At 54.3% G+C, this 12,996-nt stretch carries 9 protein-coding genes; 7 read left to right on the forward strand and 2 right to left on the reverse strand.

Going from position 1 to position 12,996, the window contains the following annotated elements; all coding sequences use genetic code 11:
- Positions 1-17: 17 nt before the first annotated feature.
- The 4 genes from FED52_RS04415 (at position 18) to FED52_RS04430 (ending at position 5,780) form a co-directional block, all read left to right on the forward strand.
- Positions 18-2,303, forward strand: a complete 2,286-nt coding sequence (locus FED52_RS04415) for a bifunctional 2',3'-cyclic-nucleotide 2'-phosphodiesterase/3'-nucleotidase (RefSeq protein ID WP_240731309.1) — start codon at positions 18-20, stop codon at positions 2,301-2,303.
- A 191-nt stretch (positions 2,304-2,494) separates the two neighbouring features.
- Entirely contained in the window at positions 2,495-3,937 is a 1,443-nt protein-coding gene (locus FED52_RS04420; RefSeq protein WP_138859094.1) for a carbon starvation CstA family protein, read from the forward strand.
- Positions 3,938-4,032: 95 nt separating this feature from the next.
- The gene (trhA, locus tag FED52_RS04425; RefSeq protein ID WP_138859095.1) at positions 4,033-4,704 is read left to right on the forward strand and encodes a PAQR family membrane homeostasis protein TrhA; all 672 of its coding nucleotides are present in this window, start codon (positions 4,033-4,035) and stop codon (positions 4,702-4,704) included.
- A gap of 158 nt (positions 4,705-4,862) precedes the next feature.
- A complete protein-coding gene (locus tag FED52_RS04430; protein ID WP_138859096.1) occupies positions 4,863-5,780 on the forward strand; it encodes a proline dehydrogenase family protein in 918 nt (305 codons plus the stop codon).
- An 80-nt stretch (positions 5,781-5,860) separates the two neighbouring features.
- On the opposite strand, the gene FED52_RS04435 is transcribed toward FED52_RS04430, so the two are convergent.
- Together FED52_RS04435 and FED52_RS04440 are read right to left on the reverse strand one after the other, a co-directional pair.
- The gene (locus FED52_RS04435) at positions 5,861-6,409 is read right to left on the reverse strand and encodes a hypothetical protein (RefSeq protein ID WP_431189076.1); all 549 of its coding nucleotides are present in this window, start codon (positions 6,407-6,409) and stop codon (positions 5,861-5,863) included.
- A gap of 65 nt (positions 6,410-6,474) precedes the next feature.
- Positions 6,475-7,377: an SDR family oxidoreductase gene (locus tag FED52_RS04440; RefSeq protein ID WP_431189073.1), complete on the reverse strand. Its 903-nt coding sequence runs from the start codon at positions 7,375-7,377 to the stop codon at positions 6,475-6,477.
- A 214-nt stretch (positions 7,378-7,591) separates the two neighbouring features.
- On the opposite strand from FED52_RS04440, the gene FED52_RS04445 reads away from it, so the two are divergent.
- The 3 genes from FED52_RS04445 to FED52_RS04455 are packed head-to-tail and all read left to right on the forward strand — an operon-like array spanning position 7,592 to position 12,993.
- Entirely contained in the window at positions 7,592-10,003 is a 2,412-nt protein-coding gene (locus FED52_RS04445) for a 3-hydroxyacyl-CoA dehydrogenase/enoyl-CoA hydratase family protein (protein ID WP_138859097.1), read from the forward strand.
- 19 nt (positions 10,004-10,022) lie between these two features.
- On the forward strand, positions 10,023-11,195 hold the full coding sequence (locus FED52_RS04450) for an acetyl-CoA C-acetyltransferase (RefSeq protein ID WP_138859098.1): 1,173 nt from the start codon (positions 10,023-10,025) through the stop codon (positions 11,193-11,195).
- A 13-nt stretch (positions 11,196-11,208) separates the two neighbouring features.
- Entirely contained in the window at positions 11,209-12,993 is a 1,785-nt protein-coding gene (locus tag FED52_RS04455) for an acyl-CoA dehydrogenase FadE (protein ID WP_138859099.1), read from the forward strand.
- Positions 12,994-12,996 lie beyond the last annotated feature (3 nt).

Here is a 12,996-nt window from a genome sequence, read left to right on the forward strand (position 1 = left end):
AAAAAGGGGAAATGAACATGAAAACAGCCTTGAAATGGACGATTGCGACAGCGCTCGTATTACCAGGGACATTACCGCTCCACGCACCGAACGTGCTCGCATCAGAGGACGTTGTAAAGCTCCGCTTCTTGGAGACGACAGACCTACATACGAACATCACGAACTACGACTATTTTCAGGACAAAGTCGACAACACAATCGGCTTGACGAAAGTCGCGACGCTCATCAAACAGCATCGTGCGGAAGCAGGGGCTGACAACACGTTCCTGTTCGACAACGGGGATACGCTTCAAGGGACGCCGTTCGGGGACTACGTGCGTGAAGTGCATCAAGGAAATCCGGGCACGTTCGAGCATCCGATGTACAAGGCGATGGCGGCGCTCGAGTTCGATGCGGTCACACTCGGCAACCATGAGTTCAATTTCGGACTCGAGTTCTTGTATGATGCGATGGAAGGATCGAAAGGTAAGATTCGCTTCGTCAACTCGAACGTTAAAGATGTAGACGGGAATCCGATTGTCGCAAAGTTCAACGTTGACGGACAAGAGGTCCAAATCATTGAGCGGACGGTCACGGATACGGATGGGGAGACACATACAATCAACGTCGGGGTGTTCGGTGTCGTACCACCGAAAATCATGTCGTGGGATTCGGGGAACCTGCAAGGCCGCGTGAAGGTAGACGATATTATCCCGTCGGCACGTGAAGCGGTTCGTAAGTTGAAAGAACGAGGAGCGGACGTCGTCGTTGCACTCGCACACTCAGGAATTGGGGAAAGTGCGACGCTCGCCGACCAACAAGAAGACGGAGAAGAGAATGTCGGCTACGCGCTCACGAAAATCGAAGGGCTCGACATGGTCATGACCGGTCACCAACATGGACGCTTCCCGGATGCGAAAGGCATGTTCGCCTCGTTCCCGAACGTGGATATGACGAAAGGGACGATTAACGGAAAGCCGGTCGTCATGGCGAACAACCAAGGGAAGGACTTAGGCGTCATCGACTTCGAGCTCGAGCAAGTTGACGGAGCATGGCGTGTTCTCGATGCGACGGCAAAACTCGATACGATTACGGCCAATACCCCGGTCGACCCTGAGATTCAAGCGCTCATTGATGCGGAGCATCAAGCGACGATCGAATACATCAACCGTCCGGTCGGCGAAATTCAAGATGACATCCAAAGCTATTTCGCGCTCGTCCGTGACGATTCGTCTGTGCAGTTCGTGACGAACGCGCAGAAGTGGTTCGTCGAGAAAGAGCTCGAGACGAACCCGGACCTGGCCCCGTATAAAGGGTTACCGCTCCTCTCAGCCGGTGCCCCGTTCAAGGCAGGCGGTCGTGAGTTGACGGATGCGGGTTACTATACGAACATTCCGAAAGGTCAAATCGCGCTCAAGAACGTGGCGGACTTGTACGTCTACCCGAATACGCTTGAAGTCGTCAAAGTGACGGGACAAGATGTCATGGACTGGCTCGAGATGTCCGCCGGAGCTTACAAGCAAGTGAAAGCGGATGGGGAACCGTTGCTCGATCTCGGGTTCCGTAGCTACAATTTTGATATCCTTGACGGTTTGACGTATGAAATTGACGTGACGAGTCCTGCGAAGTTTGATGCCGGCGGTAAACTGGTGGATGCTTCGGCAAACCGTGTAAAGAACGTCGAATATAACGGGGAGGCCATCACGCTCGACCAAGAATTCTTGGTCGCGACGAACAACTACCGTGCGGGTTCGTCTTCGTTCCCGGGTCTCGGCGGTGGCAACAGCATTGTCTACCGTTCAGCTTACGAGACACGTAACGTCATCTCGGACTACATCATCGCAAGCCGTGGTGCCGTCGACTATAAGGCCGATGATAACTGGAAAGTCGTCGCCGACGCGAAACGTCTCGTTACGTTCGAGACGGCGGATGCCGGGAAGCAGTATATCGACCAATACGAAGGAATCGAAGCGACGGATGCGACGCGTACGGACGCAGCCGGACGACTCTTCCGGTCGTACACGATTGAACTCGATCCAGTCACGGAAGCCGAGCAAGTCGAGCTCGTCCTCTCGGTCGACACGATCAAGCCGGGTGCGAAAGTGGTGACGGGTGTCACGACGGCGAATGCGAATGTCACGTTGAAAGACGGACAGCGCGTGCTTGCGACTACGAAAGCGAAAGCGGACGGCACGTATACATTATCTGTGAAACCTCTCAAGCTTCGCCAAACGGTGAAAGTCGTCAGTGAATTCGATGGTCAAGCGAAAGAAGAGACGAAAGTGGTTGGAGCCGGTCATGTCGGTGTCCCGGCCCTTCGTTAATCAATGAACGAGCCCTCAGTTTTGAGGGCTTTATTTTGTGTCAAAAAAGTGAACGAAACCCCTTACAAAATTTTAGGAACTCCTGTATAATCAATCACGTAAGCGTTTACATTATATGTGTAAAACAACGGGATTCATTTTTTCGGGGCCGGTGGGGACCGGCTACATACGTTCAAAAGGGGACAGCACACATGATTACATTCTTTATCGCCTTGGCGATTCTATTCGTCGGGTACAAAGTGTACGGCAGCTACGTCGAGAAGACGTTCGGCATCAAGGAAGAGCGGATGACACCTGCCTACGCGTCACAGGACGGCATCGACTACGTGCCGATGGGGAAAAAACGGAACTCGATGATTCAACTGTTGAACATCGCCGGAGTCGGCCCGATTTTTGGTCCAATCATGGGGGCGCTCTACGGACCGGTCGCGTTCCTGTGGATCGTCTTCGGATCGATTTTCGCTGGAGCGGTACACGACTATTTGACGGGCATGATCTCACTTCGGAACAACGGGGCGCACTTGCCGCAGCTCGCCGAGAAGTTCCTCGGCCGCTCGCTCCGCCACGTCGTCAACGGGTTCGCCCTGCTTCTCTTGCTTTTGGTCGGGACGGTGTTCGTCACGTCGCCGAGTAACATGATCAACAACTTGTTCGACGGCAACGCGACGACGCTCACGATCGTCATCTTCGCCGTGTTCGCCTACTACATCTTGGCGACATTGCTCCCGGTCGATAAGATCATCGGGCGCATCTACCCGTTCTTCGGGGCGCTCCTCATGATCAGCGCCATCGGGATCGCCGTCAGCCTGTTCGCGCAAGGCTACCAGATTCCTGAGATGACACTCACGAACATGCATCCGGACGGCTTGCCGATTTGGCCGCTCCTCTTCTTCACGATCTCGTGTGGGGCGCTCTCAGGTTTCCACGCCACGCAGTCGCCGATCATCTCGCGGACGACGATGAAAGAGAGCAACGGCCGTGAAATCTTCTACGGCATGATGATCGTCGAAGCGGTCATCGCCATGATTTGGGCCGCGGCAGCCATGGCCATCTTTGAGCCAGGCGAATTGCTCGGGTTGATTCAAACAGGTACACCGGCACTTGTCGTCCAAGAAGTGGCGACACTCATGCTCGGCAGCATCGGCGGCACGCTCGCCATCCTCGGTGTCATCGTCTTGCCGATCACATCGGGCGACACGGCGTTCCGTAGCGCTCGGATGATCATCGCCGACTATATGAAAGTCGCGCAGAAGAAGTTCTCGTCACGCCTGTGGATCGCGCTCCCGCTCTTCGCGATCTCATACGTGCTCACGAACATGGACTTCCAGATGCTCTGGCAATACTTCAACTGGGCCAACCAGACGACGGCGGTCATCGCCTTGTTCGTCGGGGCGATGTACCTTTACATCAAAGGGCGCAACCATTACATCGCGCTCATCCCGGGGACGTTCATGTTGTACGCCGTCTGGTTCTACATTTTGACGGCACCGATCGGCTTCAAGATGGATGGGGTCATCCCGTACGTCATCGCCACGATCGGGACGATCACGCTGCTCGTCTTGTTCCACATACGCGCCAAAGCGATGCGGGCACAAAATATGGAATGTGACGTTCCAGTGAAGGAAGTCGCATAATCCACAGACATGGGTCGCTTCGGCCCATGTTTTTGTTTGCAACAAAATCGGGAAATAACCATACTAGAGGAATAGATTTGAAAGGTGGGACCTGAATGGATCAAGAGAAGCTAAAAGACATGCTCCATGCCGACACGCTCGGGGAAGAGATTGCGAGCGCCATCACCCATGGCCTCGGGGTTATCTTCAGCATCGTCGCGCTCGTACTGCTTGTCATGACGGCAACGGAGACGGGAAGCACAGGTAACGTCATCGCCGTGAGCGTGTTCGGGGTATCGATGATTTTACTGTACCTGTTCTCGACACTCATGCATGCGATTCCGCATCCCCGGGCGAAACGCGTGCTCCAAGTGTTCGACCATGCGGGGATTTACTTACTCATTGCGGGAAGTTATACGCCGTTCGCGCTCGTGTCGCTCAAAGGGACGCTCGGTTGGACGTTGTTCGGCATCGTCTGGGGCGTCGCCGTGCTTGGTGTCGTCTGGAAACTGTTCTCGACCGGGAAATACATGTGGGTATCGAACGTGACGTATCTCGGCCTCGGCTGGATTTGTCTCATCGCCATCCGTCCGCTGTACGAGTCGCTCGGTCATAACGGGTTCATGTTGCTCCTCGCCGGGGGGATCGCCTATTCGGTCGGGATCGTCTTTTACATGTGGCAGAAACTGCCGTTCAACCACGCGATCTGGCATATGTTCGTCCTCGCTGGAAGTGTGCTCGTTTTCCTCAGTATTTTGCTCTATGTGGCACCAAATACAAGCCTGTAAAATAGACGTCCTCCGGGGCGTCTGTTTTTTTCTAAATCTAAGGAAATGAATCGGTGAAAACGATTACAAAATTACAGACGAATGGACGTTTGTATGTCATAATAATTTCAGACATCGTCATAGAGATAGATGGGTGTAAACGTAAGGGGGAAAATCAGATGGAAAAAGTGTTGCGCGATGGATTTATCTACATGTCTCAAAACAAAACACTCAACAGTTTGGCTAAAAAATACGGGCTTCGATTCGGGGCTTCGCGCTTTGTGGCGGGGGAAGATTTCAAGACGTCGGTGCCGACGATTCGTGAGTTAAACGCGAAAGGATTATCGGTCACGGTCGACCACTTAGGGGAATTCATCACGACGGTCGCAGAAGCGAACGAAAACCGGGATGAAATCATTCGTGCCATCGAAATCATGGCGGAAGAGAAGCTTGACGCGTACATGTCGCTCAAGCTGACGTCGCTCGGATTCGATATCTCGGACGAGTTGATCGAAGACAACATGCGTCAAATCTTGACGACGGCGAAAGAAGTCGGTGTGTTCGTCGCCATCGATATGGAAGACGAGGCACGTTGCGAGAAGACGCTCGACTTGTTCAAGAAATTGAAAGCGGACTTTGAGGGCCTGGGGACGGTCATCCAGTCATACTTGTACCGCTCGGAAGATGACATCAATCATCTCGCGCCGCTCAAGCCGAACCTTCGTATCGTCAAAGGGGCTTATAAGGAACCGGCGACGGTCGCTTTCCCGGAGAAAGAAGACGTCGACCACAACTACTTGAAGCTCGTCAAACTCCATCTGGCGAACGGGAACTACGCCTCTATCGCAACACATGACGACCATATGATTGATGCGGTCATCGAACATGTGAAACTGAACAACATCCCACTCGACCAGTTCGAGTTCCAAATGCTGTACGGCATCCGGGTCGAGCGTCAACTCGAGCTCGTCCGTCAAGGCTACAAAGTCCGCGTCTACGTGCCATACGGCCGTGACTGGTACGGCTACTTCATGCGCCGCCTCGCAGAACGTCCGGCGAACGTCGCGTTCGTCTTAAAAGGAATGGTCAAGAAATGAGTAAAGCACGAACGTCTGTTGCAGACGTTCGTGCTTTTTTGATGCGTTCTCTATTATTTGATGACGTCGATTCGCGTGTTCTAGACGCATTTGTTTAAAGAAACTGTGCCTCGATTCAAGTCATTACTCGTCTTCATCTTTTCTACCCAAAACTCCGGACCGATTTGATCAGATAACCAGAAGAAAAGTTCTTGCTCATATTCTGGGTCTATATTTTGCAAGGCGTCTGATGTAAACAGGTAATGTTTATTTTGAATGAACGCATCTCGGATAAAGTATTTCATATGATACGGGCCATATCCATAGGAAGTATTCACGTCTGGCGAAGGGTTCTCTTCCATGCGAACGTACAGATGTGCTTGCGCTAAAAATGTAAACATTCGCGCAAGGGCGAGATAGCCTTCGACATTGCCGACGAAATTGACGCCTTGTTCGTTCAATTTGATTTCCATCTTGGCATCATGGTCAAAGTGAGGGTCGAACTCTAAAATGTCTTCGTCGTACTCGTCTTCATCGTCAGGGTAATGCGTCCACTGGCGCCCTGACTCATGCAGGAAAGCAGTCCGACGAAGACCCCCGCAGTGCCGGGAACGGCGCGAGGAGGCTTCGGGACTGCCTGCTGAAAGCATGGGCACCGAAAGGACGCATTATATGTAAAAGAAAGACCCAGCTGTAAACTGGGCCTGCGAAAAGATTATCCGTTTACGACCGTCCCACCGTTGACGTGGATGACTTGCCCGCTGACGTATGTCGAATCGTCACTTGCGAGATAGACATAGGCCGGGGCGAGTTCCGCCGGCTGGCCCGGACGTTTCATCTCAGCCGAGTCACCGAACGAGGCGACTTTTTCCGCTGAGAACGTCGCCGGGATGAGCGGTGTCCAAATCGGACCTGGTGCGACACCATTGACGCGAATCTTCTTCTCGACCAAGTTCTTGGCGAGCGAACGCGTGAACGCCGTGATCGCACCTTTCGTCGATGCGTAGTCGATCAATTGATCGTTACCTTCGTACGCTGTGATCGACGTCGTGTTGATGATGCTTGCGCCTTCGTTCAAGTACGGGAGGGCGGCTTTCGTCAAATAGAACATGCTGAAGATGTTCGTCCGGAACGTCTGCTCGAGTTGCTCATCCGAGATATCGAGGAGCGACTCCTGCGGATGTTGCTCGGCTGCGTTATTGACGAGGATGTCCAAATGGCCGAACGTCTCGAGGGTCTGTTTGACGACGTCTTGGCAGAAAGCCGAGTCGCCGAGGTCACCTTGCAGCAATAGACAAGCTTGACCGAGTTCTTCGATGCGTTCTTTCGTCGCCTCGGCGTCCTCGAGCTCGTTTTGGTCTTTATAGACGATGACCGTATTCGCGCCTTCGTGGGCGAAGAAGATGGCGACCGATTTCCCGATCCCCGAGTCGCCGCCCGTGATGATGGCGACTTTATCTTTCAGTTTATCGCTTCCTTTATATCCTTTACGTTCATAGATCGGGTACGGCTCCATCTTCGAATCGATTCCCGGTTGATGGGCTTGTTCTTGGCCGTCTTTCTTGAACGATTCAAAATCCTGTCGGTTCCCCATTGTGTTTAAACGATTATCACTCATGAATACATTCCCCTTTCTAAAATTGACTCTTTGTGTCTATACCACAGTCACCGAAAAATAAATCGTCCTCGGTGAAATTGGAACGAATTTGAAAAATGAACGCTTGCGAATGAATTGTCATTCATTTATGATAGAAGAGTAAACACGATGGTGATTGCGATTTTTTTTACGCTTGAAATGAATCACTATTCATTCTCATTGAGGGGGGAACAATATGACGAGTCACATCGAACAATCAGCCGACCTCCGTTTGACGAGCAACATTCGTTTTGCGGTCGTCATCGGTTCAGGAGTAATGGGGGCGGGGATTGCGGCTCACTTGGCGAACGCGGGGATTCGTTCGCTCATGCTCGACATCGTACCACGTGAATTGACGGCGAAAGAAGAAGCGAAAGGGCTCACGCTCGAGTCGCCACAAGTACGGAACCGCATCGCTTCTGAGAACCGTCAAAAGCTATTGAAACAAAACCCGGCACCACTCGCGACAGCGGAGCACTTGAACTTCATCGACGTGGGGAACTTAGAAGATGATCTCGAACGCTTGAAGGAAGCGGACTGGGTCATCGAAGTCGTCGTCGAACGGCTCGATGTGAAGCAGCAACTGTTCGAAAAAATCGCACCTTACATCCGTGAAGACGCGATTCTCAGCTCGAACACGTCGGGTATCTCGATCGAGGCGATGGCGAGCGTATTGCCGGAAGGCTTGAAGGCACGTTTCCTCGGGACACACTTCTTCAACCCGCCGCGCTATTTGAAACTGCTCGAACTTATCCCGACGGAGAAGACGGCACGCCTGGTCATCGATTTCATGGCCCGCTTTGCTGAGGACCGTCTCGGGAAAGGCGTCGTCGAAGCGAAAGACACACCGAACTTCATCGGCAACCGCATCGGCACGTATGGCCTCCTCGTCACGTTCGAAGAGATGCTCAAGCAGAACGCCTCGATCGGCGAGATGGACTCGATCACAGGACCGCTCATCGGCCGGCCAAAATCGGCGACATTCCGCACGCTCGACGTCGTCGGCATCGACACGTTCGTCCACGTCGCCGGAAACGTCTATGAGACGCTCGACGCCGGTGAAGAGAAGGATACGTTCGACGTCCCTGCTGAAATGAAGACGCTCGTCGAGAAGGGATGGATCGGTCAAAAGGCCGGACAAGGTTTCTATAAGAAAGACGGAAAAGTCATCCAGGAACTGAATCTCGAGACGTTCGAATACGAACAATTGAAAGCGATTACAGGACCGGAGCTCGACCAAATCAAATCGCTCCCAGGCTCAAAAGCGAAGCTGAAAGGTGCCATCTTGAACAAGGGACGCGTCGGACAATTGCTCTGGCCGGTCACGGCGAAGACGCTCGTCTACTCGGCTCGTCTCACAGGCGAGATCAGTGATTCGATCGTCGCCATCGATGACGCGATGAAGTGGGGCTTCGGCTGGAAGTTCGGACCGTTCGAGACATGGGACGCACTCGGTGTCGAGAAATCGGTCGCCCGCATGAAAGCGGAAGGCTATGACGTCCCGGCGTGGATCGATGAGATGCTCGCTGCCGGACACACAACGTTCTATAAGGGAGACCAGTATTACGACCAAGCGTCACAGACGTACGTTGAGAAGACCGTCAACCCGAAAGAAGTGAAACTCGCCCCGCTCGCCAAGTCGAACGGGATCGTGCTCGAGAACGGTGGGGCCCGCCTCATCGATATCGGAGACGACGTCGTCGCCCTCGAGTTCACGTCACCGAACAATGCGATCGGTGTCGACATCATGCAGATGATCGAACAATCGATCGACCTCGTCGAGACGGATTTCAAAGGACTCGTCCTCGCCAACGACGGTAAGAACTTCTGCGTCGGTGCCAACCTCGCGATGATGCTCATGGAAGCGGAAGACGAGAACTGGTACGAGCTCGATTGGATCATCAACAAGTTCCAACAAGTCGTCCAGAAGATTCGCTACGCGGGTCGCCCGGTCGTCGTCGCACCTTACGGCATGACGCTCGGTGGCGGGACAGAAATCAGCTTGCCGGCCGCACGCATGCAGGCGGCGCTCGAGACGTATATGGGTCTCGTCGAAGTCGGCGTCGGCCTCATCCCAGGTGGGGGCGGAAACGTCAACACGTATCGTCGCCTCCTCGAACAGACACCGAAGTCGATGCAAAACATCGAGAAAGCGGCGCAACAGACGTTTGAGAATATCGCCATGGCGAAAGTATCGAAGTCGGCCTATGACGCGAAAGCGCTCGGCTATCACCGTCCGGTCGACGGCATCTCGATGAACCGCGACCACTTGACGTTCGACGCGAAACAGACGGTGCTCGGTCTCGCTGACGGCTACACGGCACCGGTTCGTGAGAAGTTGCCGGTCGTCGGTCAAACGGGGAAAGCGACACTCGAACTTGCGGCATACGAGATGTTCTACGGTGGCTATATCTCTGAACACGATTTGAAGATCGCGAAAAAACTTGCCCACGTCATCAGCGGCGGCGATTTGGCATACGGCACGATGGTCGACGAGCAGTACTTCCTCGACATCGAGCGCGAGGCGTTCCTAAGCCTCATCGGGGAACCGAAATCGCAGCAACGGATGCAACATATGCTCGTCAAAGGCAAGCCACTTCGGAACTGACAAAAGGGGGACTTAACAGATGAGAGAAGCAGTCATCGTGGCCGGCGCACGGACGCCGGTCGGAAAAGCAAAACGCGGTTCGTTCCGAAACGTTCGCTCGGACGAACTCGCGGGTCACGCGATTAAAGCGACGCACGAGCGGTCTGGCTACACGGGACCAATTGACGACGTCATCATGGGGTGCGCCATGCCGGAAGCGGAACAAGGGATGAACATCGCCCGTTACGCGGCCGTACGAGGTGGCTTGTCGCACGAAGTACCAGCCATCACGATCAACCGATATTGCTCGTCCGGCCTTCAAGCGATCGCCGACGCGGCAGCGAAAATCATGATCGGTCAAGCGACGGCGGTCATCGCCGGCGGTATGGAATCGATGAGCCTTGTCCCAATGGGCGGCCACGTCATCCGTCCGAACCCGACGATCATGGAGACGGCTCCGGAATACTATATGAGCATGGGTCACACGGCAGAACGTGTCGCGGCTGAATATAACATCTCGCGCGAAGACCAAGACCTGTTCGCCATCGATAGCCACCAAAAAGCGGCGGCAGCGATTGCGGGCGGCAAGTTCGAAGAAGAGATCGTCCCGGTCACGGTCGTCGAGCACGTGCTCGGCGAAGACGGGAAAGTCGCGGAACGTGAACTCGTCGTCAAACATGACGAAGGCGTCCGTGCCGACTCGACGCTCGAGGCGCTCGGTAAACTGCGCCCGGCTTTCAAAATCAAAGGCTCGGTGACGGCGGGGAACGCGTCACAAGTGTCCGATGGCGCGGCAGCCGTGCTCGTCATGGAGCGCGAAGAAGCCGAACGTCAAGGCTTGAAACCGATGGCAAAATTCCTTTCGTTCGCGGTCGGCGGTGTCCGTCCGGAAGTGATGGGAATCGGCCCGGTCGTCGCCATCCCGAAAGCACTCGAGATGGCCGGCGTGAAGTTGGAAGAAGTCGGATTGTTCGAACTGAACGAGGCGTTCGCGAGCCAATCGCTCGGCGTCATCCGTGAACTCGGCATCGACCCGTCGAAAGTGAACGTCAACGGCGGCGCGATCGCCCTCGGGCATCCGCTCGGTTGCACGGGCGCGAAACTCGCGGTCTCGATCTTGCATGAGATGAAACGACGCAATGAAAAGTATGGGGTTGTGACGATGTGCATCGGTGGCGGTATGGGTGCTGCTGGCGTCTTCGAATTACTATAAGGGGGAATTGACAATGGAACGTACAGAACATGAATTGATTAAAGGCGGTAGCTTCGTCATCGACGCACTCGACGCGGATCGTTTGTTCACACCGGAAGACTTCTCGGACGAGCACAAGATGATTGGCGACACGACGGCGAGCTTCGTCGACGACCGTGTCATGCCAGTCCTTGGACGCATCGAGAAACATGAGTTCGATCTCTCGGTCGAACTGTTGAAAGAAGCGGGCGAGCTCGGCCTCCTCGGCGCGGACGTGCCAGAAGAGTACGGCGGTTATCAGCTTGATAAGATCTCGTCATCGATCATCACGGAGCGGTTCGCCAAGGCACGTTCATTCGCCCTCAGCTACGGCGCCCACGTTGGGATCGGGACACTCCCAATCGTCTTCTTCGGAACGGAAGAGCAAAAGCATAAGTACTTGCCGAAGCTCGCGACCGGCGAATGGATCGCGGCGTACGCCCTCACAGAGCCAGGCTCAGGCTCGGACGCGCTCGGTGCGAAAGCGACGGCCGTCTTGAACGAAGCCGGCACGCACTACGTGTTGAACGGCGAGAAGCAATGGATCACGAACGCCGGTTTCGCGAACGTGTTCGTCGTCTACGCGAAAATCGACGGTGACAAGTTCAGCGCCTTCATCGTCGAGCGTGACTTCAACGGGGTCTCGACAGGGGCCGAAGAACAGAAGATGGGCATCAAAGGCTCATCGACACGGACGCTCATCTTAGAAGACGTCGAAGTCCCAGTCGACAACCTCCTCGGAGAAATCGGCAAAGGGCACGTCATTGCCTTCAACATCTTGAACGTCGGTCGTTACAAACTTGCGGTCGGTGCGGTCGGCTCGTCGAAACGTGCGTTCGATCTCTCGGTCCAGTACGCGAACGAACGTAAACAGTTCAAGACGCCGATCAGCCAGTTCCCGCTCATCCAAGAAAAACTCGCGACGATGGCCGCGAACATCTATGCGATGGAGAGCTCGGTTTACCGGACGGGCGGTCTGTTCCAAGACAGCCTCGACGCCCTCGGCGACGACAACATGCGTGACGGTTCAAAAGTCGCCCAAGCGATCGCTGAATATGCGATTGAATGTTCATTGAACAAGGTGTTCGCCTCGGAGACGTTCGACTACGTCGTCGACGAAGCGGTCCAAATCCACGGCGGCTACGGCTTCATGACCGAATATGAAGTCGAGAACTTGTATCGTGACTCACGCATCAACCGCATCTTTGAAGGAACAAACGAGATCAACCGCTTGATCGTGCCGGGCACGCTCCTCAAGAAAGCGATGAAAGGCGACTTGCCACTCCTCGCCGAGGCACAGAAACTCCAAAAAGAGCTCATGAGCTACATGCCGCAAGAGCTCGACGGCTCACCGCTCGCACGCGAGAAGATGCTTCTGTCGAACATGAAGAAAATCAACTTGATGATCGCCGGAACGGCCGTCCAGAAATATCAGCAAGACCTTCAGAACGAGCAAGAGATTCTCGCGAAGATCGCCGACATCATCAGCGCCATCTACGCGCTTGAAGCGGCCATCGCGCGGACGGATAAAGCCATCGCCCGCACAGGCGTTGAGAAGAACGGACAGAAAGTCCGCTATACCGAAATCTTCGCCGAGCAAGTGTTCAAGCAAGTCGAACTCATGGCGAAAGAAGTCTTGTACGCGGCCGCATCGGGCGACGAGCAGCGCATGCTCTTGTCGGCGATGAAGAAGTTCAGCCGTTATCAGCCAATCAACGTCATCGGCACGAAACGCGAAGTCGCAGCGAGTCTCATCAAAGCGAACAAGTTTATCGTGTAAGCA

This window comes from Exiguobacterium mexicanum, from assembly GCF_005960665.1.
GTDB classification, from domain to species: domain Bacteria; phylum Bacillota; class Bacilli; order Exiguobacteriales; family Exiguobacteriaceae; genus Exiguobacterium; species Exiguobacterium mexicanum_A.

Excerpts from the sequence above, each read along its gene's own strand:
- FED52_RS04415 (WP_240731309.1), top strand. The coding sequence starts at position 18 with ATGAAAACAGCCTTGAAATGGACGATTGCGACAGCGCTCGTATTACCA.
- FED52_RS04420 (WP_138859094.1), top strand. The coding sequence starts at position 2,495 with ATGATTACATTCTTTATCGCCTTGGCGATTCTATTCGTCGGGTACAAA.
- trhA (WP_138859095.1), top strand. The coding sequence starts at position 4,033 with ATGGATCAAGAGAAGCTAAAAGACATGCTCCATGCCGACACGCTCGGG.
- FED52_RS04430 (WP_138859096.1), top strand. The coding sequence starts at position 4,863 with ATGGAAAAAGTGTTGCGCGATGGATTTATCTACATGTCTCAAAACAAA.
- FED52_RS04435 (WP_431189076.1), bottom strand. The coding sequence starts at position 6,409 with ATGCTTTCAGCAGGCAGTCCCGAAGCCTCCTCGCGCCGTTCCCGGCAC.
- FED52_RS04440 (WP_431189073.1), bottom strand. The coding sequence starts at position 7,377 with ATGAGTGATAATCGTTTAAACACAATGGGGAACCGACAGGATTTTGAA.
- FED52_RS04445 (WP_138859097.1), top strand. The coding sequence starts at position 7,592 with ATGACGAGTCACATCGAACAATCAGCCGACCTCCGTTTGACGAGCAAC.
- FED52_RS04450 (WP_138859098.1), top strand. The coding sequence starts at position 10,023 with ATGAGAGAAGCAGTCATCGTGGCCGGCGCACGGACGCCGGTCGGAAAA.
- FED52_RS04455 (WP_138859099.1), top strand. The coding sequence starts at position 11,209 with ATGGAACGTACAGAACATGAATTGATTAAAGGCGGTAGCTTCGTCATC.